25 protein-coding genes and 1 pseudogene are annotated in these 26,418 nt (G+C 55.7%); 6 read left to right on the top strand and 20 right to left on the bottom strand.

Translation table 11 applies throughout. The annotated features are described in order from the left end of the window. Positions 1 to 94: 94 nt before the first annotated feature. Positions 95 to 997 (bottom strand): LysR substrate-binding domain-containing protein, encoded by a 903-nt coding sequence (locus ACXIZX_RS24720; RefSeq protein WP_179452358.1) that lies wholly within the window; start codon positions 995 to 997, stop codon positions 95 to 97. Between the two features lie 99 nt (positions 998 to 1,096). On the opposite strand from ACXIZX_RS24720, the gene ACXIZX_RS24715 reads away from it, so the two are divergent. Beyond that, entirely contained in the window at positions 1,097 to 1,867 is a 771-nt protein-coding gene (locus ACXIZX_RS24715; protein WP_179452359.1) for a 2OG-Fe(II) oxygenase, read from the top strand. Here ACXIZX_RS24715 and ACXIZX_RS24710 read toward each other — a convergent pair. The 4 genes and pseudogenes from ACXIZX_RS24710 to ACXIZX_RS24695 form a co-directional block, all read right to left on the bottom strand. Then, positions 1,862 to 2,935, bottom strand: a complete 1,074-nt coding sequence (locus ACXIZX_RS24710) for a DUF2817 domain-containing protein (protein WP_479405350.1) — start codon at positions 2,933 to 2,935, stop codon at positions 1,862 to 1,864. The two genes, ACXIZX_RS24715 and ACXIZX_RS24710, sit on opposite strands and share 6 nt — an antisense overlap. A gap of 74 nt (positions 2,936 to 3,009) precedes the next feature. Continuing rightward, on the bottom strand, positions 3,010 to 3,780 hold the full coding sequence (locus tag ACXIZX_RS24705; protein WP_479405349.1) for a transporter substrate-binding domain-containing protein: 771 nt from the start codon (positions 3,778 to 3,780) through the stop codon (positions 3,010 to 3,012). A gap of 232 nt (positions 3,781 to 4,012) precedes the next feature. Further along, positions 4,013 to 4,492: pseudogene (locus ACXIZX_RS24700) on the bottom strand (Hcp family type VI secretion system effector). 227 nt (positions 4,493 to 4,719) lie between these two features. Next, positions 4,720 to 5,412, bottom strand: coding sequence for a hypothetical protein (locus ACXIZX_RS24695; protein WP_479405348.1), 693 nt, complete (start codon positions 5,410 to 5,412; stop codon positions 4,720 to 4,722). Positions 5,413 to 5,659: 247 nt separating this feature from the next. Between ACXIZX_RS24695 and ACXIZX_RS24690 the strand changes: the two genes are divergently transcribed. Further along, a complete protein-coding gene (locus ACXIZX_RS24690; protein ID WP_286176324.1) occupies positions 5,660 to 5,905 on the top strand; it encodes a hypothetical protein in 246 nt (81 codons plus the stop codon). Further along, positions 5,905 to 6,195, top strand: coding sequence for an ATP-binding protein (locus ACXIZX_RS24685; RefSeq protein ID WP_479405347.1), 291 nt, complete (start codon positions 5,905 to 5,907; stop codon positions 6,193 to 6,195). Before ACXIZX_RS24690 ends, ACXIZX_RS24685 begins: the two co-directional genes overlap by 1 nt. Before the next feature lie 100 nt (positions 6,196 to 6,295). Here the strand turns inward: ACXIZX_RS24685 and nfsB are convergent, their stop codons facing one another. Both nfsB and ACXIZX_RS24675 read right to left on the bottom strand, forming a co-directional pair. Then, positions 6,296 to 6,949, bottom strand: coding sequence for an oxygen-insensitive NAD(P)H nitroreductase (gene nfsB / locus ACXIZX_RS24680; RefSeq protein ID WP_479405346.1), 654 nt, complete (start codon positions 6,947 to 6,949; stop codon positions 6,296 to 6,298). 112 nt (positions 6,950 to 7,061) lie between these two features. Then, positions 7,062 to 8,063 carry a zinc-binding alcohol dehydrogenase family protein gene (locus tag ACXIZX_RS24675; protein ID WP_479405345.1) on the bottom strand — a complete coding sequence of 334 codons (1,002 nt, stop codon included), beginning with the start codon at positions 8,061 to 8,063 and terminating at the stop codon, positions 7,062 to 7,064. Positions 8,064 to 8,205: 142 nt separating this feature from the next. On the opposite strand from ACXIZX_RS24675, the gene ACXIZX_RS24670 reads away from it, so the two are divergent. After that, positions 8,206 to 9,114 (top strand): LysR family transcriptional regulator, encoded by a 909-nt coding sequence (locus ACXIZX_RS24670; protein ID WP_479405344.1) that lies wholly within the window; start codon positions 8,206 to 8,208, stop codon positions 9,112 to 9,114. A 65-nt stretch (positions 9,115 to 9,179) separates the two neighbouring features. Here ACXIZX_RS24670 and ACXIZX_RS24665 read toward each other — a convergent pair whose 3' ends face one another. From ACXIZX_RS24665 to ACXIZX_RS24615, 11 genes are all read right to left on the bottom strand, one after another. Beyond that, positions 9,180 to 9,800, bottom strand: a complete 621-nt coding sequence (locus tag ACXIZX_RS24665; RefSeq protein ID WP_479405343.1) for a TetR/AcrR family transcriptional regulator — start codon at positions 9,798 to 9,800, stop codon at positions 9,180 to 9,182. Between the two features lie 30 nt (positions 9,801 to 9,830). Beyond that, entirely contained in the window at positions 9,831 to 10,982 is a 1,152-nt protein-coding gene (locus ACXIZX_RS24660; protein ID WP_479405342.1) for a pyridoxal phosphate-dependent aminotransferase, read from the bottom strand. An 11-nt stretch (positions 10,983 to 10,993) separates the two neighbouring features. Beyond that, the gene (locus ACXIZX_RS24655; RefSeq protein WP_479405341.1) at positions 10,994 to 11,800 is read right to left on the bottom strand and encodes an SDR family oxidoreductase; all 807 of its coding nucleotides are present in this window, start codon (positions 11,798 to 11,800) and stop codon (positions 10,994 to 10,996) included. A 3-nt stretch (positions 11,801 to 11,803) separates the two neighbouring features. Continuing rightward, positions 11,804 to 13,486, bottom strand: coding sequence for a hydantoinase B/oxoprolinase family protein (locus ACXIZX_RS24650; RefSeq protein WP_479405340.1), 1,683 nt, complete (start codon positions 13,484 to 13,486; stop codon positions 11,804 to 11,806). Continuing rightward, a complete protein-coding gene (locus tag ACXIZX_RS24645) occupies positions 13,486 to 15,573 on the bottom strand; it encodes a hydantoinase/oxoprolinase family protein (RefSeq protein WP_479405339.1) in 2,088 nt (695 codons plus the stop codon). The genes ACXIZX_RS24650 and ACXIZX_RS24645 overlap by 1 nt, the downstream gene beginning before the upstream one ends. A gap of 42 nt (positions 15,574 to 15,615) precedes the next feature. Then, entirely contained in the window at positions 15,616 to 16,956 is a 1,341-nt protein-coding gene (locus ACXIZX_RS24640; protein ID WP_479405338.1) for an MFS transporter, read from the bottom strand. 55 nt (positions 16,957 to 17,011) lie between these two features. Next, a complete protein-coding gene (locus ACXIZX_RS24635) occupies positions 17,012 to 17,644 on the bottom strand; it encodes an RraA family protein (RefSeq protein ID WP_154156555.1) in 633 nt (210 codons plus the stop codon). A gap of 506 nt (positions 17,645 to 18,150) precedes the next feature. Then, entirely contained in the window at positions 18,151 to 18,924 is a 774-nt protein-coding gene (locus ACXIZX_RS24630; protein ID WP_036650080.1) for an FCD domain-containing protein, read from the bottom strand. Positions 18,925 to 19,002: 78 nt separating this feature from the next. Beyond that, the gene (locus ACXIZX_RS24625) at positions 19,003 to 19,320 is read right to left on the bottom strand and encodes a PTS sugar transporter subunit IIB (protein ID WP_479405337.1); all 318 of its coding nucleotides are present in this window, start codon (positions 19,318 to 19,320) and stop codon (positions 19,003 to 19,005) included. Positions 19,321 to 19,329: 9 nt separating this feature from the next. Continuing rightward, positions 19,330 to 20,757, bottom strand: coding sequence for a glycoside hydrolase family 1 protein (locus tag ACXIZX_RS24620; RefSeq protein ID WP_479405336.1), 1,428 nt, complete (start codon positions 20,755 to 20,757; stop codon positions 19,330 to 19,332). Between the two features lie 9 nt (positions 20,758 to 20,766). Continuing rightward, positions 20,767 to 22,101 carry a PTS sugar transporter subunit IIC gene (locus ACXIZX_RS24615; protein WP_479405335.1) on the bottom strand — a complete coding sequence of 445 codons (1,335 nt, stop codon included), beginning with the start codon at positions 22,099 to 22,101 and terminating at the stop codon, positions 20,767 to 20,769. A gap of 168 nt (positions 22,102 to 22,269) precedes the next feature. Between ACXIZX_RS24615 and ACXIZX_RS24610 the strand changes: the two genes are divergently transcribed. Together ACXIZX_RS24610 and ACXIZX_RS24605 are read left to right on the top strand one after the other, a co-directional pair. After that, on the top strand, positions 22,270 to 22,581 hold the full coding sequence (locus ACXIZX_RS24610) for a PTS lactose/cellobiose transporter subunit IIA (RefSeq protein ID WP_061719101.1): 312 nt from the start codon (positions 22,270 to 22,272) through the stop codon (positions 22,579 to 22,581). A 93-nt stretch (positions 22,582 to 22,674) separates the two neighbouring features. After that, positions 22,675 to 23,304, top strand: coding sequence for a LysE family translocator (locus ACXIZX_RS24605; protein ID WP_479405334.1), 630 nt, complete (start codon positions 22,675 to 22,677; stop codon positions 23,302 to 23,304). Between the two features lie 69 nt (positions 23,305 to 23,373). Here the strand turns inward: ACXIZX_RS24605 and ACXIZX_RS24600 are convergent, their stop codons facing one another. Together ACXIZX_RS24600 and ACXIZX_RS24595 are read right to left on the bottom strand one after the other, a co-directional pair. Beyond that, the gene (locus tag ACXIZX_RS24600; protein WP_179452373.1) at positions 23,374 to 23,859 is read right to left on the bottom strand and encodes a hypothetical protein; all 486 of its coding nucleotides are present in this window, start codon (positions 23,857 to 23,859) and stop codon (positions 23,374 to 23,376) included. A gap of 173 nt (positions 23,860 to 24,032) precedes the next feature. Then, positions 24,033 to 26,219, bottom strand: a complete 2,187-nt coding sequence (locus ACXIZX_RS24595; protein ID WP_479405333.1) for a TonB-dependent siderophore receptor — start codon at positions 26,217 to 26,219, stop codon at positions 24,033 to 24,035. Positions 26,220 to 26,418: the final 199 nt, after the last annotated feature.

The following is a 26,418-nucleotide window of genomic DNA, read 5'->3' as shown; positions in this document are numbered from 1 at the left end:
ATGGTGACCGAAAGACGCTTAACTGACGAGTCTTAGGCCATAAATGGCGATCCTACAAGTTCGTGCGGGTTGCTGGTCGCCATAAATGGCGACCCTACGAGTGGGCTAGCTGCGTGAGCCAGCGGATCAGTGTGTCGCTGCCTGGTTGGCTAAGTGAGCGCTGCGGCCAGGCGAGGAAGTACGGTTTGCTAAGCGGCAGGCTAAGTGGATCGACGATCACCAAATCGCCGCGCGCCAGTTCGTCAGCAATCAAACGCCGCTGACCGAGCAGCAAGCCCGCGCCTGCCACGGCGGCATCAATCGCCAGCGAGGTGAGATTGAAACTGAACGATGGCTGCGGTGGTGGATCGTCAATGCCCTTCGCCTGAAACCAGCTGCGCCAGTCGGGTAAAAAGCGCCCTTCGTTGCCCCAGTCAAGGTGGATCAGCGGCGCATGCTGCAACACATCCTGCCCGGCAAAACGTTGCAGTAGCGCCGGGCTCGCCACCGGCAGTACCTCGTCGAGGAACAGCAACTGCTTGTCCAACTGCGGATAGCGATCTTCGCCGAAACAGATAACAAAATCGGCGGGCGTGGCGTTGAAATCCACCTGCGTATGCGTGCCGTGCAGTGCTAAATCGATCTCGGGACACTGCTCGCGCCACTGCGCAATATTCGGCAGCAGCCATTTTGAGGCCAGCGCTGGCAGCGAATAGAGTGTTAATCTTGGTGTCGACGCCGCATGACGCAGGTTTTGCTGGCCGAGATGCAGAATGTCAAACGCTTCGGTGACATAACGCAGATACTCTTTGCCCATTTCCGTCAGCATCACGCCGCTTTGCGTGCGCACAAACAGCGCGCTGCCCAACTGCTCTTCCAGCTGGCGAATTTGCTGGCTCACCGCAGCGGGCGTTAACGCCAGCTGCGCAGCCGCTTTCGCCAGGCTGCCGAGTTCCGCCGCCACTTTGAACGATTGAATGACGCTGATTTTGGGCAAACGCGGTGATGGCGCGGGCATTAAGGTTTCCTTAGCAAGGTGTTAAATTTTTATCGTTACGTATTAACATATCAGCGAGTTACAGTCTTTACACACCTGTAACACATGAGAAGTGAAACTATGTCTGCCTTGATTCGTTTCGAACTGCATCCGCTGGCCGATGCCGACTGGCGTCGCGCCTGCCGTGAGCAACTTAATCAGCACGGCGCTTTAGTTTTGCGTCAGTTCCTGCAGCCCGCCGCGCTGCAAGCCATCATTGCCGAAGGTGATGCGCAGCGCCATCTGGCGTATCACACCGCCAGCAAACACAACGTTTATCTGATGAAGAAAGATGAGGCTTTTAGCGCCGATCATCCGCGCAATCGCGATGTCATCAGCACCAAAGGCTGCATCACCGATGATGTGATTGCCGCCGATTCACCGCTGCGTCAGCTCTATAACGATGAACTGTTTAAAAGCTTCCTGTGCGATGTGTTGGGAGAAGAGGCGCTCTATCCTTATGCCGATCCGCTGTCGTCGATCAATCTGCATTACGCGCCCGACGGTCAGGAACTGGGCTGGCACTTTGATAACTCGTCATTTGCCATCACGCTGCTGGTGCAGAAGCCGCGCGCCGGCGCGGTGTTCCAGTACGTGAAGGATCTGCGCGATGCCGATGCCGGCGAGATGAATTTCGACGGCGTGGCGGCGGTGCTGGATCAGCGCCAGCCAGTAGACGCGCTGGCGATTGATGCCGGGGATTTGGTGCTATTCCGTGGCCGCAATTCGCTGCATCGCGTCACGCCAACCGAAGGCGATATCACCCGCATGCTGGCGGTGCTGGCGTACAACACCGAGCCGGGCATTGCGCTGTCGGAAACCGCCCGCATGACGTTTTACGGACGCTTATAAATCGATTAATGCCCGCCAGCCGCGCACGAAGATTTGCTGGGTGCGAAAGGCCACCAGCGCCCGCCAGTCAGCGTCGGCGGGCCAGAATCCTTCCACCAGTTCCTGCTTAATCGCCTGCCCGCTTTCACTGGCTGGATCGCCTTGCAGATGCAGCCAGTGATCGTCGCGCACGCGGCGATGCATCTCCTCGCCGGGATAAGTACCGCACTCCACCACCAGCGGCAAAATCTGTGTGTTCGGAAGCGAGGTCAGCAGGAATTGCGACACATATCCGGTGGCGGTCGCGGTGACGCCGGTTTCGCTGTCGCGTCCCGCGCCGGTGAACAGCAGCGTTAACCATTCGCCGTAAATCGCCTTGCCCCAGTCATGTGCGGCGAAGCGCTGCTCGGCAATCGACAGCAGCATCGGATGTCCCCATGCGCCCGCGCCGGTATGAAGATCGAAGCTGATGATGGTTTTGGCCTGCGACAAATGATGGGAGATGATGGTTTCCAGCGTGCGATACGACCAGCTTGGCTGTTGGCCGCCGTAAAAGAAACCGTCCGCCGCGCCATATTGCCCTGCTTCCACTACGCGTTTTACCGCCTGCCAACCGGCGCTGTTCAGCGTTTCCGCTAACAGCTTATCGGCGCTGGCGCGATCGCCATGATAAATGCCATGCCACGCGGCGTAATCAGGATTGGCGGGTGCGGGCTGTGAAAAATCGATGAAGTTGCGATTGAGGTCGATGTTGTCTTCATTGACGCGGCGTAAATGCGCCGCGCCCCACGGATTGAGCAGATGCAGCATCACGATGGCGGTGTCAGCGGGCAACGCCGTGAAGTTAAAGGTATCCAGCCAGGCAATTTGGCAATCGGATCCGTAATAGCCTTCCACGCCGTGCGTGCCGGAGATCACCAGCATCAAACGGGATGCGTTAGCATCGCCGATCACCGCTACATCGGTGAAAAGCTCCTCGCCTTGCGGGCCGGGTAACGGATGCGCGTATGACGTTAATGCACCGTTTTGCCGTTGGACGGCGGCGAGAAAGCGGGCGCGTTGAGTTGGGTAGTGAGGTAAGTTTTGCATGATTTTTTGAATGAGTGTGGGTGCGATTGGTGGGCGAGGTCGCCATAAATGGCGACCCTACGTGCATATGACTTTTACGGATAGACCTTAAATTTGAAGTACTTCTTCGCCAATTGATCGTAAGTGCCGTTGCTGTGCAGTTCCGCCAGCGCGGTGTTGATCAACTTCAGATTGGCCGCATCGTCTTTACGCAATCCAATGCCCACGCCATTGCCCAACACCTCTTTATCCACCAGCATGGCGCTGATGACGTAGTCTTTGCCTGCTGGCGTATTTAGGAAACCTTGCTCTGCCGAAACCGCATTCGCCAGGCTGGCATCAAGACGTCCCGCCACCAAGTCCGGGTAAATCTCCATCTGATTAGGGTAAGAAACCACACTCACGCCTTTGGTTGCCCATTGCGCTTTGGCGTAGGTTTCCTGAATAGTGCCCTGCGCGACGCCAATTCTTTTGCCACGCAGCGCGTTAATGTCTCCGGTTAGCGGAGCGTTGGCCGGTGTAAGTAACGCGCTCGGCGTGACATAGAGCATATCGCTGAAAGCCACCTGCTCGCGGCGTTTCTCCGTCATCGACATCGCCGAAAGAATGGCATCAAACTTTCTCGCCTGCAGCGCCGGAATGCTGCCATCAAAACCAATCTGCACCCATTGGCACTTCACTTTCGCCTGAGCGCAAATGGCGTTACCGAGATCGATATCAAAGCCCTGCAGCGAACCGTCGCTGGCTTTGGATTCAAACGGCGGGAACGTAGGATCAACGCCGAAACGCAAGGTTTGCTGAGCAAAAGAAGCGTGGCTAAACGCGCTCAGTGAAAGCAGTAAGGCAAAGGACAAACTTTTCTTCATTGTTATCTCCGGCAGGTAGCTAAATTCACAACGTCATACAGAGTTAATAACATGGTGGACATGATCCCACTACAGAAATTACGGATTTGATGCAGAGGGAATACTTATTAAACAGAGGGGGTTAAGCGATTTTATCTTCGGCAGTAAAAGAATCTTAATGCCGAAGGTGAACGTTTTGCGCAAACCAAACTTAGTTTGGATACACTTAATAACTTTGGCCACTGAAATATTGTCACGCGCAAGCGTATTCATTCCATGTATCACGGTAAATAATATTTCCTTCCGTGTACTTCCAGGTGATCGCCTCATAACGCAACTCTAATGTTTCAACATGAGTGTTGCTCTGACCATTTGGGGCAAGGTAAGGCTAAACTGTGGTTATTTTAACGTTATCCAAAATGATATTGAAATATTCGGACTCAATGCCTGATTCAAGAATTCGATACATCTTGATCGTAGCTTTTTTAAGTGTGCGCCCTTCACATACAGCGCGGTAAAGAATTGGTGTTGTCTTATCGAACTCTTTTACTATCACGATAGGTTGATGGACTCGCGTTGCGGTCAATTTCCCCCTATTTTGATCTACTGGGATGGTTATGCCGTGTGAAAATGATTTCAATTCGATAGAACCTAACCGCAGTGGGATTAAACAACTGCCAACAATAGGCGAGCCATTTTCATCTTCTAGCCATAAATGTGCGGGTGTCGACATATAATATCCTTATCGGTTAACAGTTTTTTTAAAACAACATCATTTTATGTAACGAGCCACGATGACCAGCGAGAATATAAAGAAAACCGCAATAGGCCAAACTGGACTTTCTGGAAAAAAATGAGCCTGGAGTAATGCAAAGGCAATGGTCAATATTGCCGGTCCGTATATCCATACCAACGACCGGCCTAATGAACGCATTGAGTTTTTTATAAATTTAATCATGGTTACCTAATCAACCGGGTAATGATATCTGCAATATTTTCTTCAGTTGCCCATTGGGCATCGAGGGCATTCGCGCGTTGCATTACGGGTTCGATTAGGAAATACATCATTTCCAGATTCTGTAAATAGAGCGCTGAATAATAAGCGGGATATTGAGTTTGAAGTCGGTGCGCACTATCTGCTGCCCTCTGAACAATGCCATATAAAGCTGCTGCTCCCACTAAACCGCCGGCTATTCGCCCTGTCAGCGCGCTGATCTCCATACTCAGGTTTAATCCCATGCGAACGGCGCTGGCTGCCGCCATAGCAAAACCTGCGTTAGTCAGTGAACTTGCAGCAATATGAACATTAACCGTCATAAGCTTTTTCTTTATGTATTCTAATTGCTGTGCAGTTTTAAACTTCAGCAGCTCTTCAAAATATGTTTTAAGCATCTCGAAGCCAATATCTCCGTGCCTAAGAAGCCGGTAAACCCCATCCCGGAAACGGATATCTTCATTTTTTTGCCGCAGGCACACATCGTTATATTCATCAGTGAAACAAGATGTGTAATACAACGCTCGTGTAGTACCAGCACCGATTGATTTGACCTGTTCCATGACCTGTTTTCCGACGGCATTAACGGCATGATCGAGTTTCATTGCGAGAATTTTATTGGCTTGAAGATAACTGATGACTTCACTGTTGTTATACATAATTGCTGCACCCTATATCCTTATAGTTACCGTGGTTTACGATACTGTTTATCAAATTCTAGATCCACCCATTACGTTAGGTTATTTCTATATAACAAGTGCACCTGTCATTCTTTTGTCATAACTCGCTCACGCTGGTGTCAGAGCCGATTGCATATCCTGATGGCCTACCTTCCTATCAGGAGCATTACGATGAAATTGAACAAACTTACCTTTGCAGCGGGCATGCTGCTGGCTATCACAGCGCATGCCTGAACAGGCGGCACTGGAACTGCAGCCGCTGGTGGCGGCTTTTAATCAGATGCTGAGTCGCCTTGAAATGGGCTATCAGCAGTTGAGTCAGGTTTCTGCCGATATGGCGCACGATCTGCGCACGCCGATTAGCACGCTGATCCGCCAAACCGAAGTAGCACGAGCCAGACGCGCAGCGTCGGCAATTATCAGGCGCTGCTCGGCTCCAATTACGAGGAGCTGGAAAGGCTGGCGAATCTGATGGCGAACGCCTTGCGCTACGGCGATCGAGATTCCACCGTACGGATTTTCAATCAGGGCAGCAGTTTGATGGTGGAAAATCAGGGTCCGGCGCTGAGTGCCGAACAGCAGGCGCGCATCTTTGATCGCTTCTGGCGCGCTGACGCGTCACGTCATCAGGGTAGCAGCGGTTTGGGATTGTCGATTGTGCGCAGCATTATGCGGCTGCATCAGGGAAGTTGTGAGGTATACAGCGAACAGGGTGTGAATCGTTTTACGTTGCGGTTTCCATCGGTTGGGTGCGGCCATTGAAACGGTGCGCATAAATGCGCACCCTACGGAATCGCGTTATCGGGTCGGCCCCGATGTTGCAAACCTGCCGTAGGGTCGCCATTTATGGCGACCGCAAAGTTTAAATAAAGGTAAAAATCTCTTCACGCGGTAAGCGTGATTTCGGCAATGCAGCGTTGAAATCCGCCTCGCTGCGATAGCCCAGCGATACCAGCACTACGCTGGTAAAGCCCTTCTCGCGCAGGCCCAGCGCCTGATCCAGCGCGCGCTGGTCAAAACCTTCCATCGGCGTGGCATCAATACCTAACATCGCCGCACCCAGCAGCAATCCACCCAGCGCCAGATAAACCTGTTTTTCCATCCACTGCGGCACATCGCGCTGCTCGTAACGATGCATATCCACGTAGCTGCGACGGCTCTTATCCTGCCCCGCTTTGCCTTCTGGCTTGGCGAAACGCCCATCTTCCTCTTCCTGCGCCAGCACATTCTGTAAATGCACTTCATCGAGATCGGTACGCATGCACAGCGCGATAACGTGCGAGGCATTCAGCACTTTCGGGCTGTTGTAGACAAAGGCACCCTCAGTGGATTTGGCCATCTGCTCGCGACCGGCGGCGGTGGACGCCACCACAAAATGCCACGGCTGTGAGTTGACCGATGACGGGCTGTTGCGCAGCACGTTCAGCAGGGTTTCGATTTCATCCTGCGGCAGACTTTTACCGCCCTCAAACGCTTTGACGGTGTGACGACGAGCGACTGCATCATTGAGTGTCATGGTCTATTCCTTAAATTGTTCAAATAGAGAATGTTTTACGGTCACCATAAATGGCGACCCTACGGATGTTCGGTACTGTTTTGTAGGGTCGCCATTTATGGCGACCGCATCATTAAAACCCGCTCAACACAATCTTACCGCGTGCGCGACCGCTCTCGATTAGCGCATGCGCCTTGCGCAAATTGGCGGCATTAATAACGCCATGATGTTCGCCAGCGGTGGTTTGCAGGGTTTGGTCATCAATCAACTGGCTCACGCGCTGCAAAATCTCATGCTGGCGCTGCATATCGGCGGTATGGAACAGCGAGCGGGTAAACATCAATTCCCAGTGCAGTGAAATCGCTTTGCGCTTCAGCGGTACCGCATCCAGCGTCTCGGGATCGTCGATCAACGCCAGCTTGCCCTGCGGCGCGAGGGCATCAATCAGCTGATCGTAATAGCTGTCGGTGTGTGTCAGCGAGGCGACATAGCGCACCTCTTTATGTCCAATTGCCGCCAGTTGTTCGCCCAGCGGTTGAGAATGATCAATCACGTGATGCGCGCCGAGTGAACGCACCCAACCTGCCGTTTCCGGGCGGGATGCGGTGCCGATTACCTTCAATTTGGTCAATTTGCTGGCAAGCTGCGTCAGCATGGAACCGACGCCGCCGCCTGCGCCAATGATCAGCAGCGCAGCGTCGTCATCGGCTTGCACCTCCAGACGATCAAACAGCAGTTCCCATGCAGTGAGCGAGGTCAGCGGCAGCGCGGCAGCATCGGCGTCGTTCAGCGAACGCGGTTTGTGCCCGGCGATGCGTTCATCCACCAGCCCATATTCGGCATAACTGCCGGCGCGAGTGATATCACCGGCGTAAAACACCTCGTCGCCCGGCTGGAATAGCGTGACCTCTGCGCCCACCGCTTCCACCACGCCGACCGCATCCCAACCCAGAATACGCGGCTTATCGGTTGGCGCACCGGCACGCACTTTGGTGTCGACCGGATTCACCGCAATGGCGTGAATTTTTACCAGCAGATCGCGCGCGCCCGGCGTTGGCTTATCAACCTCCAGCTCATACAGCGCATTTTCATCGGAAATCGGTAAACCGTTTTGGCTATAAACAATGGCTTTCATCAGGCAGATCCTTATTCATCAGCAGGTTTGGTGAAGTGAATTCAGCATAGCGGGCCGCAGCGCAATGAAAAATGCCAGTTGCAGGTGAACACTTTCACTCTTAGAGTGAAAATCCCCGCCGACTACCACGATGAATAAGAAGATGATCCGACTGGAAGATGTCACTCTGTTTGTGCGTTCCGCCGCACTCGGCAGCTTTTCACGCGCCGCGCGCGAGGTGAATTTGCTGCCCGGACAGGTCAGCGCGGCGATCCAGCGGCTGGAGCGGGAACTGGATCGGCGCTTGTTTGCCCGTTCAACCCGCAGCCTGCGCTTAACCGCCGAAGGGGAAAAGTATCTGCCCTATGCGCAAGAGATGCTGGCGCTGATGCATGCCGGTGCCGACAGCTTGCAGAGCGATGAAGATGCGCTGAGCGGCGAGCTGAAAATCGCGCTGCCGTCAGACATTGGCCGCAATATTCTGCTGCCGCTAATCACCGACTTTTGCCGTGCGCATCCGGCGCTGGCGGTGCGTCTCTCCTTTTCTGATCAGATCAGCGATGTGTTCCGCGATCCGGTGGATATCGCCATTCGCTACGGCAAACTGGAAGACAGCAGTTACGTGGCGTTACCGCTAGCGGAGGACAATCGCCGCGTGATGGTGGCATCGCCGGATTATCTTGATCGTCACGGTCGCCCGCAAATGCTGGAGGAGATCGCCCAGCATCATCATGGCCTGCTGTTTATTATGGGCGGCCATGTTTACGACAAATGGACTTTTCCGCAGGATGGCATGCGCCGCCAGATCACGGTGAAAAGCCGCATGCTATGTGATGACGCGGAAGTGGCACGGCGCTGGGCCATCGCCGGTATGGGCATCGCCTATAAATCGTGGATTGATGTGTGTGACGATGTGCTGGCCGGCAGGCTGGAGCGCGTAATGCCGGAGATGCCGGGAGAAAGCACGCCACTGCACCTTATCTGCCCGCATCGTAAACAGTTTTCCCCAGCGATCCGCGCGCTGCATGAAGTGTTGCGCACCCCGCTACGCGCGTTAACGGCGAAGCTTTAATGCCAATCAATGCCGTAAATTGCGGGTTTTGTAGGGTCGCCATTTATGGCGACCTGCCACACAAACTATTTACTGCGGCTGGCTTCGGCGGTGAATTCATTCGCGGTGGCGAAGCCGCGTAAACCGCCGACCAGAACCGACATCAGCTGGGTGCCGACCTGTTTTTCCGTCAGCCCTACCGTGTCGAGCAAATCAAAGATTTCGCGCGGATCGAACAGGATATTCCACAGGAACACCGCCTTATCGCCAATATCCGGCAGCTCCATCTCCGCCATCGCTTCACGCAACGCCGGGCGCAGCGCGTCCGCCTGCACTAACAGGTATTCCGCGCCTTCCCATAAACGTTCCAGATAGCCGCGACGGTTACGCATCGGCACCATCGCCGCACCGCGCTCGCGCACCAGTTTGATCCAGTAACGGCTGACTTTTTCCAGCTTCAGTAAGCCGCTGCAGCTTTGCTCGAGACTATAATCCAGCAGCAGTTGCCCCACGTCCTGACGATACGCATTCAGCACCTCTTCTACCGACGTAAACTGACGATAGGCGGTGGCCACGGAGACGCCCGCTTCCGCCGCGATTTCCGTCATGCTTATCGGGGTTTCGGAGCGCTCGAACAAGCGGGCTGCTGCCTGAATCAGATTCTTGCGGTTTCTTTCGGTATCACTGCGCATCGGTTTTCCCGTCATTGTGGGTGTGCTTCCTTAAACGTGCTGATGTTACTTGAAACTGGCCAGGCCGCGCTTCAAACGGCGCACACCTTCAGTAATGGCTTCACTGCTGGCAGCGTAAGAGAGTCGCAAATGCCCTTCGCCCGCTGCGCCAAATTCACTGCCAGGCCGCACCGCGATGCCCTGTTCGCGCAGCAGCGACACCATATCAATCGCCGGAATCGGCAACGAATAGGCCGGGAAGCAGTAAAACGCGCCTTCGGGTTCATTGAGTTTCAACTCTGGAATCGCCGACAATCCTTCCATCATCAGCACGCGACGCTGGCGGTAGACATCATACATACGTTTTACGTCATCTTTACACTGCGTCAGCGCCACCAGCGCCGCACGCTGCACCGCGCTGTTCACCGATCCGTTCACCGTATTGTGTACGCGCGCGGCGGCGGCGATCATCTCCGCCGGTCCCGCCAGATAACCCACGCGCCAGCCGGTCATGGCGTAACTTTTAGAGAAAGTCTGACAGAACAGCGTGCGTCCGGCAAAGGCGGGAATATGCAGCACCGAGGTAAAGGGACGATCGGTAAATACCAAATCGCTATAAGCTTCATCGGCGATCACCAGCGTATCGTGCTGGTTCACCAGTTGGCCGAGCGCTTCAATTTCGGCGCGGCTGTGCACAATGCCGGTGGGATTGCCGGGATTGCAGAACACAAACAGTTTGGCACCGTCCAGCGCACGATCCAGACGTTCCAGATCCCAGTGCAAATCCGCGCGGCACGGCATCGGCACGCAGATGCCGCCAGCCATATTGACTAAATCCGCATACAGCGAATAGGTCGGATCGGGGATCACCACGCGATCGCCTGGATTGACGATAGAGAGAATCGCCGCCGCAAGACCGGCGGTGCCGCCGTGCGTGACCAGAATTTCACCGGCTTTCACCGCGTTACCGCTCTGCGCGGACACCTCGTCCGCCAGCGCGCTGCACAAGGCTTTGTCTCCGAGCAGCGGCGCGTAATGGGTGTAACCGGCTTGCAGTGCTTCAACTGCCGCTTGCACGATGCGCGGCGGCGTATCGAAATCCGGTTCGCCCATCGCCAGAGAAACCATATCGCTGCTCGACGCGGGTTGCTGCACACGCAGCGAGGTGCGCTCTACACGTAATACCGCCTCAGCGGCTTTAAAATTTTGGCTCGACATAAGGATTCCTATCACGATTTTTCACGTTCGGCCTGGCACGCTGCCGGGGCATTTTTCCAGCGGCTGATCTCCAGATCGCCGGAGAGGTCGCGCAGCACCGTCGGCGCGACAATCAGTTCTTCCACCACGGTGCGCGCCGGTAAGCTGGCGCACAGCAGAATGGCTTCGGCCACATCTTCCGGTTGCACCATGCCATCCCGAATCGCCTGATCCGGCGGATTGGCGCGGTTATCCATAATCGGCGTGTTCACTTCACCCGGTAAAATGCAGGTAGAGCGGATGCCGTCGTTGCGGAAGGTGTTGTGCAGATAGGTCATAAAGTTGCGCACCGCCGCTTTCGCTGCGCCGTAGGCCGCGCCGCCCAGCAGATTTGGCCGCAGCGCCGCCAGTGAAGAGACGGTGATGATGGTGCCGTTTTTGCGCGCCAGCATGTCCGGCAGCAACGCTTGGGTCAGCAGAAAAACCGCTTTCATGTTGACGTCCTGCACCTGATCCCACTCCTCCTCGGCAATCCAGCGCGCATTCAGCGTCTTGCTGGCGCTTCCCGCGTTGTTAACCAGAATATCGACCTGGCCCCGTTCGGCTATCGCCCACGCCACCAGCGCCTCGACCTCGTTTTTTTGCGCGATGTCCGCTGCATACGCCGAGACTTTACCGCCCTGCGCGATCAGGCTTGCCGCCACCTCATCCAGCACCGCCTGACGTCGTCCCACCAAAATCACATGCGCACCGCGCGCGGCAAAACCGGCTGCCGCCGCTTTGCCAATTCCGCTGCCCGCGCCGGTAATCAGCACCACTTTTCCCGTTAATCTGTCCATGTTTTAGCCTCTTTTAAGGTCATGCAGGTTCACGCCGTAATCACGCAACGCGCCCGCTTCAGTGATGTAACCTTCCTGCACATCCCACAGGATGGCGTTGAGATCGCGCTCGGCCACCGGCATTTTGCCGCCGCCGCCCGGCATTTGAATGGTGACTTCGTCGCCGGGTAACACATCATGGCGTCCCACCGGTTTCGTCAGCGATGCGCCATTAATCGCCACAACGTTCGGCGCACCCGCCGCCGCGCCTAACACGCCCTCTGCCGCGTGTTTTTGCCGCGAGTAGAACATGCTGTGCGAGAGCGGATATTTGCTGGTGTTGCGAATCACCATGCGCTGCGCCACGCCGCCACGATAGCGTCCGGCACCACCCGAATCGGGCACGATGGATTTCTGCAGGAACAGCAGCGGCGTGGCGGATTCAATCAACTCAACCGGCGTGGAGGACATGTTGCCGGGGAAACCGGTGACAATACCGTCTGCGGCAGGACGCGCGCCGGTGCCGCCGTTGACGCACAGACTTTCGACAAAGCGGCGTCCGTCATCAAACTGTCCGGCGAACACGTCGCAGGTGACCGGCGCGCTGCCCGAGTGGCCCATCACGCGATCCGGCATGATGTCGGCCAGCGCGCTGAAAATGGCGGCGTGCGCCATGTGTCCGACGCGGTTACGCATCTCCACCGCACACGGCGGACGCGCATTGGCAATCGAGCCTTCCGGCGCGGTAACGGTAATGGATTTAAAGCAGCCTTCGTTATTCGGCAGATGCGGCTCAAGCAGGCATTTCAGCGGATAGACGCTGTAGGCATAGGTGAATGACATTGGGCAGTTGCTGCCAAACAGCGACTCCGCCGACGAACCGGCATAATCGATGGTGATGTTGCTGCCATCCACAATCACCGCCACATTGAGATGGATATCGCCTTCGTAATCGCCAATATCCACCGCCGCTTCATAGCGACCATCCGGCACCGCCTCAATGGCTTTGCGCATTGCGATTTCAGTCAGCGAGTGAATCTTCTCCGCCAGCGGCGTCACCGATTCCAGCTGCAAATCCTCCATCAAGCCAAGTAAGCCGTTAGCGCCAATTTGGTTGGCCGCCAGCATGGCGTGCAGATCGCCTTCCACCTGATCCGGCGAGCGCACGTTGGCAAGGAACAGATCCAGCAACTGCTGGTTCACCTCGCCCGCAATCATCAGTTTGCTCGGCGGGATGAGGAATCCCTCTTCAAACATGTCGCGCGATGAGCCCATATTCAGCGAGCCACCGATATCGGACATGTGCGCCGCCGCGCCGGTAAACGCCACCAGCTTGCCGGCGCGGAACACCGGCGTTACCACCGTGACGTCATTGAGGTGGCCGGTGCCGAGCCAGGGATCGTTGGTGATCAGCGCATCGCCTGGTTTCAGCGTCTCCGCCGGGAATTTCGCCAGCAGATGGCGCACCGTGGCGGGCAAGGTGCCAATAAACACTGGCACGCTGGTTTTCGGTTGCGCCAGCGAGCTGCCGCTGGCATCCATCAGCAGGCACGAGTAATCACCCACTTCGCGGATAATGCTGGAGAACGCCATGTTAACCAGCGTGGCTGCCGCCTCTTCCGAAATGCTGACCAGCCGATCCCAGGTGATTCGCAGGCTAATCGGATCGTCGAGAAAACGCAGATGATCGTGGGTTGTCGCACTCATCAGTTCAGCTCCATCAAAATATTGCCTTGCGGGTCCAGCTGCGCGGATGCGCCGGGACCGACATAAATCGCGCACTCTTTTTCCTGCAGCAGCGCCGGACCGTGAATCGCTTCGCCGGTGATCAGTAAGCTGCGTGGGATGACGCGGCAGGCGCTGAAGCCCTGCTCGCGGCCCAGATAGACCTGCAAGCTCTTCTCGCGCGCGTCGGGTTCAGGATGGCTGAGTTGATCGGTGGTATTCAGCGTCGGTGGCGTGGTCTGCACGCGACCGCGCCAGTTAACCACCTCCACGCCTTGTCCCGGCAAGGTGCGACCAAAGCGCGCCAGATGGGCGGCTTCAAAACTGTCGATTAAGGCTTGCGCATCGCCTTGCGCAAGGAAGCTTTCCGGCAGCGTGACGGTCAGCTCCGATCCCTGGCCGACATAGCGCACGCCCGCAAGCTTCTGCTGAATCGCGGTATTCGGATCGGCGTTGGCCGCCGCCAGCGTGGTGATCGCCTCGTCAAAGCCTTCGGCGAACAGCGCCGCAATGCGTTTCACATCAATGCCGGGCTGCAGCCGGCAGCGATCGCTGCGTACAAAGTCAGCGCTGGGCGGCGCGGTCAATAAGCCGAAGGCCGAGTAAACGCCCGCTCCGTTCGGGAAGTAAACGCGCTTAACGCTGAGCTGTTTCGCCAGCGACCAGGCGTGGCTCGGGCCTGCGCCGCCAAACGCCAGCATAGTCATTTGTGCTGGGCTGACGTTTTTCTCAACCGAATGGGTGCGCAGCGCTTCGGACATTTTGCTGTTGGCCACTTCGTGAATGCCCCAAGCGGCGTCTTCAATGCTCAGCCCCAGCGGCTCAGCGACGCGGCGAATCGCCTGGCGCGCGGCTTCAACGTCGAGCGGCATGCGTCCACCGAGAAAGGCATCGGGATCGAGCAAGCCCAGCACCAGATTGGCATCAGTAACCGTCGGCCGCTCGCCGCCGCGCGCGTAGCAGGCTGGACCTGGCCAGGCGCTGGCACTTTCCGGGCCGATTTCCAGCAGGCCAAGGGAATCGACGCGCGCGATACTGCCGCCGCCAGCGCCAATCTCAATCATGTCCACCACCGGCAACTTCACCGGTAAACCACTGCCTTTCAGCAGGCGATCCGCGCGCCCCACTTCGTAATCGATGGTGATGGAGGGTTCGCCATCGCGCACCACGCACGCCTTGGCGGTGGTGCCGCCCATATCAAACGCCAGCACCTGACGTTCGGCATTTTTCCGCGCAAAGGCGGCGGTGGCGACGATGCCGCCTGCCGGGCCGGATTCAATGATGCGCGTGGGATAATCCGCTGCCACCTGCGGCGCCATCAGGCCGCCGTTCGATCCCATCACCAGCCAGTCGCAGGTGAAGCCGCCTTCGCGCAATTTGGTTTCCAGCCGTGCCATGTAGCGGCGCGCTTTCGGCTGCACAAAGGCATTCATAGCGGTTAACACGCCGCGATCGTATTCGCGGATTTCCCGCGACACTTTGTGCGAGACCGATATCGACACGCCAGGCAGTTCGCGGCTGAAAATCGCTTCGATGCGATTCTCATGTTCCGGCCACGCATAGGCATGCATGCACAGTACGGCGACGGCTTCATAGCCTTGGTCGCGCAGCTCAGCGGCCAGCCGCACCACATCGGCTTCGTCGAGCGGCGTAATCACTTCGCCGCGTGCTGTCACGCGTTCGGTGATTTCATACGACTGAGAACGCGGCAGCAGCGGCTGCGCCGGTGCACCATTCAGATCGTAGATGTCATAACGGTATTCACGCCCCAGCACCAATACGTCACGGAAGCCGCGCGTCACCACAAAGGCGGTTTTCGCGCCACGCCGCTCCAGCAGCGCGTTGATGGCCAGCGTCGTGCCGTGCGTGATGGTGTGAATGTCGCTGGCTTTGAGCCCGGCCAGCTCCACCAGCTGGGTTAAGCCGGTGTACGCCCCTTCAGAAGGATCCTCCGGCGTGGTCAGGGTTTTATGCCGAATCGCCTCGCCAGAGATGTCATTTAACAGCACCAGATCGGTAAAAGTGCCGCCAATATCAAACCCTATCCGCCAGGGTGACGCGTTTTTCATAATGACCTCGAAATCCAGAATGTGGGCTGATTGCTACGGCGTTCACTCGTCAGCGAGTGGCTTACCGGCGGTTTCTTTCAGATACAGCGTGCTGATGAGCGTCAACGCGGCGGTGAAAATCACCATATAGCTGGGAATGCTGGCGATGCCGGTCAGGCCAATCAGCCACGTCATCAGTAAGGGCGCGGAGCCGCCAAAGATCACCGTTGAGAGGTTGAAGCCGATGCTGTAGGCGCTGTAACGCACGTTGGTGGGGAACATTTCGGCCAGCGTTGCCTGAATCACACCGGCATGTCCGGCGAAAGCAAAGGCCAGCAGAACCGCCGCCATGCACGCCAGCGGGAACATGCCGAGCGTCAATAGCCAGAAACAGGGCCACGCCAGCAGCGCCATCGCAATCGCCGACGCCACCAGCAGCGGCTTGCGTCCCAGACGATCCGACAGCCATGCCATCATCGGAATGGTGGCGATAATGGTGATCAAGCCGCAGGCGGTGACCATCAGGCTTTGAATCTGCTGGAAGTGCATCACTTTATTCAGGTAGGTCGGCATGTAGACAAACAGGATGTAATAGCCCGGACCGTTGACCGCAGGCAGCGTGATCGCCAGTCCAATCGCTTTCAGATGGCGCTTTGAGGAAAGCACTTCACGCAGTGGATTGCGCACCACGCGCTTGTTGGCTTTTACCATCTGAAAATGGGGCGTGTCCTCAATGCGGGTGCGGATGTAGACGCCAATCAAGGCCATCGGAATAGCCAGCAGGAACGGCACGCGCCACACCCAGGCGGTCATCGCCTCCGTGCCGAATACGTTGATCAATCCGCTGATCAGCAGGCTGCCGAACAGCAACGCGATAAACGATCCCATCACCAGCGGCGACATCACCACCGCGCGGCGATGATCTTCGGCATATTCCGCCACGAACGAACCTGCGCCAGAGACTTCGCCACCGGCAGAGAATCCCTGCACGATGCGCAGCAAGATCAGCAGCGCCGGTGCCGCCCAGCCAATGCTGGCGTAGCTCGGCAGCAGGCCAATCGCCGCTGTCGCCAGTGAGATCATCAGCAGGAGAATCGCCAGCAGCTTCTGGCGGCCCATTTTGTCGCCGAGATAGCCGCAAATGACGCCGCCGAACGGGCGCACAAAGAAGCTTACGGTGAAGCCGAGGTAGGTCAACATCAGGCCGGAATCGGTGGTGCTCATGTCACTGGCGGAAAACACCAGCACCAGTGAACTGACCAATAAGCCGTAAATGCCGTAGTCATACCACTCGACAAAGGATCCGACGCCGCCCGCCAGCGAGGCGCGGCGGACGACGTTATTCTTGGTTGTTCCGTCCTTCGGCAAAGCGTAATCCATTGTTACCGCATGTGATTTCGTCATTGGTTTGCCCTGAAAGTGTGGTGAAAACATCCCCGGAATGCGCTAAGCCAGCGGCTTATTTATACTGTCGCGTTACTTCTGCCGTCATTTCTGCTTCCCGGCGCGCCACTTCCTGTACCGCCGCTAACACCGCTTCCGCGCGCCAGAAGGGAATGATGATCACGCCGTCATCGTCGCCGACCACGATGTCACCCGCGCAGCACACCACGCCGCCAATGGCGACCGGCTCACCGATCACGCCGGGACCGTTTTTGAACGGACCCGCCGGCGTGGTGCCGCGACAGAACGTGGGTAAACCCGTTGATTCAATCACGCTGCGATCGCGAACCGCGCCGTCGATAACCTGCGCCACTGCACCGGCATGCTGGAAGCGCTGCGTCAGCTGCTCGCCCACCAGCGCCCGATCAATGTGGCCCTGCCCGTTAATCATCATCACATCGCCCGGTTGGATGTAATCCAGCGCGCGGATCACTGCCGCGTTGTCGCCCGCCGTGACCTGAACCGGAAAGGCAAAGCCGACGAACGCCGTGTTGGAGGAGACCGGAACAATGCCGCCATCACACATATTCAGTCTTTCCATCGCATCGCCAATGTTGGCAACCGGAAATTCGGCAAATGCCGCCAGCCATTTATTTTCCGGGCGCTGCCATGATGTCGAAATACGGACTTCAGCCGTTTCAAGAGCCATTATCGGTCACCTTTTAAAATGAAAAAGAATTATCAAGTGAGAAACTTTTATCATTTTAAAAATTAGGTGTGCAACGTCTTTTTTACATGAATATGACAGGTACGAGGTTTTAAATTAACGGAATTGTGCAGGATTCAATCTGAGGGGGTGCTGTTAATAAATTGATTATAAACAATATTTATGCCAATTCATTCAATGCGCGGAGCAGACCGATATCGAAATAAATCGGATAATCCGCTGTTATAGTGTTTTCTTATGTCGATTTTATGAGGAGAAGCACAAATTAAGTGCATTATTTATTAAATCAGGCGATACGTGTCACAATTTGGTGCGGTAATTAATGCGGAGCCATAAGTAAATAAATAAAGGCTTCAGTTTTCAGCGGTTAAATAATTGGGGGCGATGTTACATTGCACTGTTGCGGTGCGCATAAATGCGCACCTGGTCGCCATGAATGGCGACCCTACGACAGCGGGTTTGTAGGGGCGCCATTTATGGCGACCGCATCACATCAACTTACCCTGAAAAATCGGTACCGATTCGAACAGGTAGCCATCAAAGTCAGGTGCATCGGCATCGGATAACTCCAGTAGCGTATTCTTAACGTTTTCCAGGTGCTGCCACATCGCCTGCCAGGAACCCATCACATCACGACGTCGCAGCGCGGCCAGAATGGTTTGATGATCGCCCAGCCACTTCAGGCGATAGGCGCGGGTTTCATACTGCGGTCGCAGCTGCTGCCAGAGCGGGCTGGCTTCGTGATGGCGCCAGACGCTGGTAACCGTATCGAGCAACATCTGATTTTGCGTCGCGCCCGCCAGCAGCAAATGAAATAACTTGTCATTATCCTGGCTGCTGTCGTTGAGCGCGATGGCGCGCTGCTCCTGCTCCAGCGTGCGGCGCAGGTTTTCGATATCGGCTTTGGTGGCCATTTTAGCGGCGAAGGCGGCGATATTGCTCTCCAGCAACTGACGCGCCTGCAACATCTCGAACGGGCCAACATCGCTGCGGAAAAAGGCCTCTTCCGCATCCTCGCTTTCCGAAGGAATACGCATCACGTAAACGCCGGAGCTTTGACGAATATCCACCGTGCCTTCCAGCTCCAGCATCAGCAACGCTTCACGCACGATGGTGCGGCTCACGCCCCAGGTTTCCGCCAACTGGCGCTCTGGCGGCAGTCGTGAGCCAACCGGGTAATGGCCATCGAGGATTTGCTGACGCAGATGCTGACCAATTTCCTGATACTGCTTTTTCTCTTGTGGCGCTTCGGCTTTTTCCACGCTCTCACCCTTTTGCATCATGGTGCATTCGGCCCGGCCGCGTCCTGTGCGAGCCGGAACCTGACTGCTATCTGGGCGCTAGTGTACCAAAGCCAGCGCCTGATCGAGTACCTTTGCACCATTGAACGTGCCGTAAGCCACAGTATCGATCACCGCAATCGGCAGCTGATAGCTGTCGGTCAGCTTTTTATTCTCCTCCAGTTTAAAGCGCACCTGCGGTCCCAGCAGCACCACCACCACGTCCTGGCCGTAATTTTGTAGCTCTTCACGCAGGTTCTGTTCCGGAATGGCGTAGATCTGGTACTCAAGACCGCGTGCTACCGCCTCTTTCTCAATGCGGGTAACTAACATCGAAGTCGACATGCCTGCTGCACAGGCCAGAATAATGCGTTTCATCGGTCGTCCTTATTTGGCTTCATCGTCAATGTTGAGGGTCAATTGCTGGGTGTCACGCAACTGACGGAACCAGTGCGCGGATTTCTTCATGCGTCGCTGCCGCTGGTTATCGAGGTCGATCTCAATCAGTCCGTAGCGATTTTTGAAGGCGTTCATCGGCGAAACGTTGTCGGTGAACGCCCACAACATGTAACCCTGACAGTTGCTGCCCGCTTCAAGCGCACGCACCGCCTGGTAAAGATGCTCAGCAATAAAGTTGATGCGATAGTCGTCCTGAATTTCCCCCTGCGCATCCTTAAATTGCGCTTCGTTCTCGATGCCCATGCCGCTCTCGGCCACAAACCACGGCAGATTGCCGTACTCCTCTTTCATACGTTGCGCCATATCGAAGACAATACGCGGCTGAATTTCCCAGCCGCGCGAGCTGTTCATGCGTCGGCCCGGCAGCTCAAAATGTTCGTAGTAAAAGGCTGGATGGAACGGCGTCTCAGGATGCCACGCGCGAGACGGCGCTTTTACGCGATGCGGATAGTAAAGATTCAGCCCCACTTCATCGACGGTGTTGGCGGCAATAATCGCCAGCTCGTCCTCGGTGACATCCCACTGCACTTCATGTTTATCCAGCAGCTGCAACAATTCAGCCGGATAGACGCCTTTGATCGCCGGATCGAGAAATACCCGGTTGTAGAACAGATCGTAGATTTGCGCGGCTTTAACATCGTGCGCCGCCGACGAGCGCGGATAGGTCACTTCCGGATTGAGAATGGTGCCCACCGTGCCGGCATAACCCTGCTGGCGGAACAGTTTCACCACCTTCGCCGTTGCGAGATTTTTATGGTGATTCCACTGCATCCACTTATGGGTGTTCTGCTCATACGGCCAGCGCAGCGCATCAAGATAGACGCGCGTCTGCACCACAATCGGCTCATTAAATACAAACCAGCGCGTCACTTTTCCGGCGTAGCGGGCAAACACTTTTTCGACATAGCGGATAAACAACTCCACCACATGTTTTGACTGCCAGCCGCCGTACTCTTCCAGCAACTGCAGTGGCAGTTCGTAATGTTCGAGGCACAGCATCAGTTCAATGCCCTGACGCTGCATCTCATCAATAAGCTGGTCGTAATAGGCCGCGTACTCCTCATCAACCACCGCGTTTTCATAATCGGTGAGAAAACGCGACCAGTTAATCGAGGTGCGATAGTGCGTCAGTCCCGCCGCTTTCATCAGCGCCACGTCTTCGCGGAAACGGTTGATAAAATCGGTCGCCACCGCCGGCCCATAACCGTTGTGCCAGACATGACGATCCTGCTGATACCAGGCATCCAGATACGAATCCTGCCCGGCTTTTTTGCCGCTCCAGCCTTCGGTTTGCCAGGCCGATGCCGCCGCGCCGAGGATAAAGCCCTCAGGCAGCGCAATGGTGTGCTTACTCATCGAATCTCCTTAATTTTGTGCCAGCTCGGCCTGCAGATTTTTCGCTTCCGCCGCTTCGGCTCGACGTGCAGCCACTTTGACAAACGGCAGATAAATCAATACTGAAACCACGATGCAGATGATTTGCGTCACTACCGCGCCCATCGAACCGGCGGTAGAAAGCCATGCATTGATAATCGGCGGCGTAGTCCAGGGAACCATCACCACCGCTTTACCGGCGAAGCCCATTACCGTGGCGAAATAGCCAATCGAACCAGTGACCAGCGGCGTGATGATGAAAGGAATGGCGAGAATGGGATTCAGCATGATCGGCATACCAAAAATCACCGGCTCATTGATGTTGAATAAGCCAGGTCCAAACGACAGCTTGGCGATTTCCCGCATCTCTTTGCGTTTGGTGGCAATCATCACCGCGGTTAACAGCCCAATCGTCAGACCGGAACCGCCGATGCTCATGTACACATCCCAGAACGGCATGGTGATGATGTTCGGCGCTTCCTTGCCCTGCTCGAAAGCGTTCATGTTGACCAGAATCGCCCCCAGCAGCAGCGGCTCGCGAATCGGTTTCACCATTTGGTTGCCGTGAATACCAATCACCCAAAACAGCTGGGCAACAAACATCAGTAGCAGAATGCCCCACAAGCTCTGCACCACCGATTCCAGCGGCTGCTGCACCACTTTGTACACGGCGTCGTACAGGTACATGCCGGTGATCTGATGGAAAATGAAGCCAAAGGTAGCGACCAGCGTGACGGTGATGATCGACGGAATCAGCGCAGAAAATGACGCGGCAACGTTCGGTGGCACGGTATCCGGCATTTTGATTTTTAGCCGTTCAACCTGCTCCAGCCGGCAGTAAATCTCCACCGACAGAATGGCGATAAACATGCCGAGGAACAGACTTTTGGTATCGGAGAACTGCTTCGCCAGCACATCGGTGACCATATGCATCTGGCCATCTACCAACATTTGCAACGTGGTGGGCGTCACCGAGATAAAGCAGATGATCGCCAGCAGGCCAGGAAACAGCGTTTTTATGCCGTTGATGCGACCCAGCTCGATACCAATCAGAAACACCGCGCCGATATTCAGAAAGCTCAGCGTGGCGTAGTTAATGCTGCTGGTGATCGGTTTTAAATCGGCGAGAAACGACAGCGCAGAGAAGCTGGCGAGGCCATTTTTCGGATCCAGCACCATGTTGGAAATCAGCACCGAAAACGCCCCGACGATGATCACCGGCATCAGCGTGATGAACGAGGCTTTGATCGCCATGATGTAGCGGTAGCTGTTGAATCGCGTGGCAAAGCTACCCAGCGAATCGATAAGACGTTCCTGTAGAGACATTGGTCAACCCTCAGCGGTTTTAGGTGTTATGCATCAGCGTGATGGTTCGTGGCATACCAAAATGGCGATATTCGCACTTAATTTCTGTGATCATGCTCGCGGAACTCTTTTTTGGTATTCCGGTAGCATCGTAATCACCAATTTGGCATACCAATAAGTGAGGCGGATATGGATTTTGAACAAACGATGATGGAGTTGCTGATTAATGCCGGTGAGGCGCGATCGCAAGCCATGATGGCAATCCAGCAGGCGCGCAAAGCCGACTGGCAAGGTGCCGATGAGGCTTTGGCGGCGTCAGATGAGGCCGCCAAAGCGGCGCATAAAATCCAGACCGCATTGATTGGCGCCGATGAAGGCTGCGGCAAAGTGCCGGTTACGCTGATTTTGGTGCATGCGCAGGATCATCTGATGACGGCGATGCTGTGCCGCGATCTGGCGGGCGAGTTGGTGCTGTTACGGAAGGAGCTGCACGGGAAGTAAGGGTGCAGCAAGGATGAATATTTAATCCATTCTGGAAGAATCCAGCTTCAGGCGATATAACGTGAGTTCCCTTCCGCCATCGCAGAGGAACCTATGGCGCTGTCACATGAATTGATTCTGATCTACACCACCTATTTCGTCGCCACCGCCAGTCCCGGTCCTAGCAATATGGCGATTATGGGTACGGCGATGAAACAGGGACGCGGCGCGGCGCTGGCATTAGCCAGCGGCGTGATTGGCGGTTCGATGATGTGGGCGCTGCTGGCAGCCTGCGGCGTTCTCACCGTGTTGGCCACTTTCGCACAACTGCTGATTGTGCTGAAAATTGGCGGCGGATTGTATCTGTTGTGGCTGGCATTTAAGGCAGGGAAATCGGCATTGCGTAAGCCAGATGCCAGCGAATTCGCGCCGGGAAGTGCAAAAGCGCACTTTGGCAAAATGTTTCGTCAGGGCATTTTGATGCACGTCGGCAATCCTAAAGCGATTTTGACGTGGGTGGCGATTATGTCGGTGGCGTTAAAACCGGGTGCGGCGGCATCCACTTTGCCAATGATAATTGCAGGCTGCGCGGCGATTTGCATGCTGGTGTTTGGCGGTTATGCGGTGTTGTTTTCCACTGCGGTGATGGCAGCATTTTATCGCCGCATCCGTCGTGGGCTGGATGCGCTGCTGGCTTGTTGCTTTACGGTTGCCGGGTTGAAGCTGGTGTTTAGCCGGAGTTAATGTGGGAAGGTCGCCATGAATGGCGACCCTACAAAACCTTGCTGGTGCACATATATGCGCACTCAAACATCACGAATTATTCGGCGGCGTGGCGTCGGTTTCGCTGAACGCGGGCTTCTGGCGCGTCACAGAGTAAACCACGTTTTTCGGGCTGTTCGCATCGGTGGTGACATCCACCGAGGCGATGGTCACTTTGCCAAAACCAAATAGCGTCTGCACGTAACCACCAATCTGGTGTTTACCTGGCGAAACACGAATCTCTCTCTTCTCACCCTTCTTCAGCAGACCCGCATCCTGACCATCTACCGTCACATAAATAGAAGATCCGTCATCGGTACGCGTCACCACATGCGAAATGTTGATCACCGTTGGGCCGGTTTCGAACGGTGAAGGTGAATCGTTGCTGTCGATTGGCGCGCCGGTTGCAGGCTGAGCGGCGGAAGCATCCGCAGTCGCAGTGCTGTCATGTGATGTACCCGTTACGGCGGCAAGGCGGGCGCAGCCGGTAAGCATGATTGTTGCCATCAAAGTGGCTAAAGTGAAGCGCGATAACATCGTGACGAAAAACCCCTGCTAAATGAGAAGCGTTCATTTTAACGCGCCTTGCAGAGTGATGACAGTCACACAAATACAGTATTTTCCGAAAACCGGCTAAGAAGTGTCTTAGTGGAAAGCGAGCCGCACGGAATGCAAAACGAAACGGCGGCCACGCAGGCCGCCTGTGGGAATTACCAGCTGTAGCTGACGGACGCTACGATGGTGCGACCGCTGCCGTAGAAGCAGGCGCTTTCGTTACTGCATGACGCCACGTAATGCTTATCCGCGATATTGTTGACGTTCAATTGCAACGTGGTACCGCGCAGCGAATTCGCCGCTTCGCCCAGCTCATACTTGGCCATCGCATCATACAAGGTGTAATGCGGTACTTTGTCGACGCCAATTTCGTCCGCTGGCGCGGTGCCGGTGTAACGCACGCCGCTGCCCAGCGTAAAGCCACTCAGCACGCCATCGAGGAAGGTGTAGCTGCCCCACGCCGACGCCGCATGACGCGGAATGCTCGACGGTGAGTGGCCGATACGCTGAGTAATGCTGCTCTCTTTGGTCACCGCATCGGTATAGGTATAGGCCGCTAACAGTTTGATCTCGGGCGTAATCTGCGCGTGCGCTTCGGTTTCGATACCTTTCGAACGCACTTTACCAATCTGCTCGTTGTAGCCGGTCACGCTGTTATACGCAGTGATATTTTTCTGCGTGATATCAAACGCCGACACGGTGAACACCGCATCCCAACCAACCGGCTGATACTTCACGCCCACTTCGGTCTGTTCGCCGGTAGTCGGTTTGAACGGATCGCTGCCTGGCGCGCCGCTGTTGAGGTTTGGCTCGAACGAGGTGCTGTAGCTGACGTACGGTGAAATGCCGTTATCGAAGGCATACAACAGACCCGCACGGCCGGTGAACTTGTCGTCATTCTGCTGGGTTTGGCTGTTGTCGGTGCGATCCTGAGTGCGCACTTCGCTCCAGTCGTGACGTCCAGACAGCAGCAGGTTCCACTGATTCCACTCCAGCTGATCCTGCAAGTAAACGCCCACCTGATCGAGCTTCTTGCGCGTGCTGGTAGTCAACGTCAAATCGCTTTCATTGATGCTAATACGCGTTGGGTTGGCCCAGTCGAGGATGTATTGATCGCCGCTGTCGCGCCACAGTTTGTTATCCACATCGCTCCACTTGTAATCCAGCCCGCCGAGCACGGTGTGCGCGATGTTGCCGGTTTCAAAGATGGCTTTCAGCTGGTTATCAAGGCCCAACTCTTTCGACTTGATCTTGTCATGCTGCGGACGACGGTTGATCGAATGATCGTTATCGGCATCAAAGGTATACACCAGATATTTGTACGATTCGTCCATGTTGCTGTAGCGCAGATTCTGCGTGAAGCTCAGGTTGTCGTTGAGATTGTGCTCGAAGATATAGCCGATCGACGTCTGTTCGCGCTTGGCTTCGTTGAAGCTCGGATCGCTGACGTTGAAATCGTAAGGAATAAAGCCCGCGCTGCTCTCTTTCAGCGTACCGCTGGCCGGCAGGAAGTTACGGTAACCTGCTTTCGGCTCGTTCTGGTACATGGTCAGCAGCGTAAAGCTGGTATCCGCGTTCGGCAGCCAGGTAATCGCTGGCGCAATCGCCATGCGCTGCTGTTTATTGTCCTTCACGAACTCATGTTTGGTGCTGGCAATACCGTTCAGACGGTAGAACAGCGTGTTGTCATCGTTCAGCTTACCGCCGAAATCAAACGCCGCTTCACCCAAATGCTGGTTGCCGGTGCTGAGCTGCACTTTATGAATGCTCTGCGCGGTTGGGCGCTTGCTGGTCATCGCCACGATGCCGCCTGGATTCACCTGGCCGTACAGCACAGAAGCTGGGCCGTGGATCATCTCTACGCGCTCCAGCAACCAGGGATCAACCTGCCCCGCTGCGCCCGCCTGGCCGGATAAACCGTAGCTCAGGCCATCGAGGAATTTCGGCGCATAGCGGAAACCGCGCGCGATGATTTCATCGTTACGGTTGGAGTTACCGCGATAGTTGGTCAGCACGCCGCTGCTATAGCTCAGCGCATCTGCAACGGAGGATGCAGCCTGATCGTCCATCTGCTCACGGGTAATCACCGAAATAGATTGCGGGGTTTTGCGCAGCGGCGTGGACGTTTTGGTGCCCGCCGCACTCTCTTTCGCTACATAACCCTGCAGCGGCGAGGTCACGCTTTCACGCGTGTCGGCGTTTACGGTAATGGTCTCTTCGGCGGCCACGCTGAAGGCAGCCGGTGCCAGCAACAGAATTGAGGCCAGAGAAAGGTATAGAGGATTGAGTCTGAACTGACGTGCCACAGCAGGTATTGCTGAATTTCTTGCTTTAACGGACATAGTTGCCATCTCTATTTCAAACTGCCTTGTAGATGAAATAATCCGTTCAGTCGCCCTCGCCCAACGACAATGGCTGTAACGGATTGAAATATTACTCTCTTGCGTTATTTACGGTCCTAATCTCCCTGCGTGACGTCCTTCACAAAATAATCCACTGAAAATCCGAAGGTTTATTAGGCGCGAAAAATCATATTGCAAA

It is taken from the genome of Candidatus Pantoea symbiotica, from assembly GCF_056491525.1.
Note: the sequence above shows the minus strand (reverse complement) of the source record. Positions and strands in the feature narration are given on the sequence as shown.

Coding starts and splice junctions, on each gene's coding strand:
- ACXIZX_RS24650 (WP_479405340.1), bottom strand. CDS start 13,486: ATGAGTGCGACAACCCACGATCATCTGCGTTTTCTCGACGATCCGATT.
- ACXIZX_RS24720 (WP_179452358.1), bottom strand. CDS start 997: ATGCCCGCGCCATCACCGCGTTTGCCCAAAATCAGCGTCATTCAATCG.
- ACXIZX_RS24715 (WP_179452359.1), top strand. CDS start 1,097: ATGTCTGCCTTGATTCGTTTCGAACTGCATCCGCTGGCCGATGCCGAC.
- nfsB (WP_479405346.1), bottom strand. CDS start 6,949: ATGACACTCAATGATGCAGTCGCTCGTCGTCACACCGTCAAAGCGTTT.
- ACXIZX_RS24640 (WP_479405338.1), bottom strand. CDS start 16,956: ATGACGAAATCACATGCGGTAACAATGGATTACGCTTTGCCGAAGGAC.
- ACXIZX_RS24615 (WP_479405335.1), bottom strand. CDS start 22,101: ATGTCTCTACAGGAACGTCTTATCGATTCGCTGGGTAGCTTTGCCACG.
- ACXIZX_RS24610 (WP_061719101.1), top strand. CDS start 22,270: ATGGATTTTGAACAAACGATGATGGAGTTGCTGATTAATGCCGGTGAG.
- ACXIZX_RS24710 (WP_479405350.1), bottom strand. CDS start 2,935: ATGCAAAACTTACCTCACTACCCAACTCAACGCGCCCGCTTTCTCGCC.
- ACXIZX_RS24665 (WP_479405343.1), bottom strand. CDS start 9,800: ATGACGGGAAAACCGATGCGCAGTGATACCGAAAGAAACCGCAAGAAT.
- ACXIZX_RS24675 (WP_479405345.1), bottom strand. CDS start 8,063: ATGAAAGCCATTGTTTATAGCCAAAACGGTTTACCGATTTCCGATGAA.
- ACXIZX_RS24705 (WP_479405349.1), bottom strand. CDS start 3,780: ATGAAGAAAAGTTTGTCCTTTGCCTTACTGCTTTCACTGAGCGCGTTT.
- ACXIZX_RS24690 (WP_286176324.1), top strand. CDS start 5,660: ATGCCTGAACAGGCGGCACTGGAACTGCAGCCGCTGGTGGCGGCTTTT.
- ACXIZX_RS24595 (WP_479405333.1), bottom strand. CDS start 26,219: ATGTCCGTTAAAGCAAGAAATTCAGCAATACCTGCTGTGGCACGTCAG.
- ACXIZX_RS24635 (WP_154156555.1), bottom strand. CDS start 17,644: ATGGCTCTTGAAACGGCTGAAGTCCGTATTTCGACATCATGGCAGCGC.
- ACXIZX_RS24600 (WP_179452373.1), bottom strand. CDS start 23,859: ATGTTATCGCGCTTCACTTTAGCCACTTTGATGGCAACAATCATGCTT.
- ACXIZX_RS24660 (WP_479405342.1), bottom strand. CDS start 10,982: ATGTCGAGCCAAAATTTTAAAGCCGCTGAGGCGGTATTACGTGTAGAG.
- ACXIZX_RS24655 (WP_479405341.1), bottom strand. CDS start 11,800: ATGGACAGATTAACGGGAAAAGTGGTGCTGATTACCGGCGCGGGCAGC.
- ACXIZX_RS24620 (WP_479405336.1), bottom strand. CDS start 20,757: ATGAGTAAGCACACCATTGCGCTGCCTGAGGGCTTTATCCTCGGCGCG.
- ACXIZX_RS24605 (WP_479405334.1), top strand. CDS start 22,675: ATGGCGCTGTCACATGAATTGATTCTGATCTACACCACCTATTTCGTC.
- ACXIZX_RS24695 (WP_479405348.1), bottom strand. CDS start 5,412: ATGTATAACAACAGTGAAGTCATCAGTTATCTTCAAGCCAATAAAATT.
- ACXIZX_RS24625 (WP_479405337.1), bottom strand. CDS start 19,320: ATGAAACGCATTATTCTGGCCTGTGCAGCAGGCATGTCGACTTCGATG.
- ACXIZX_RS24645 (WP_479405339.1), bottom strand. CDS start 15,573: ATGAAAAACGCGTCACCCTGGCGGATAGGGTTTGATATTGGCGGCACT.
- ACXIZX_RS24685 (WP_479405347.1), top strand. CDS start 5,905: ATGGCGAACGCCTTGCGCTACGGCGATCGAGATTCCACCGTACGGATT.
- ACXIZX_RS24670 (WP_479405344.1), top strand. CDS start 8,206: ATGATCCGACTGGAAGATGTCACTCTGTTTGTGCGTTCCGCCGCACTC.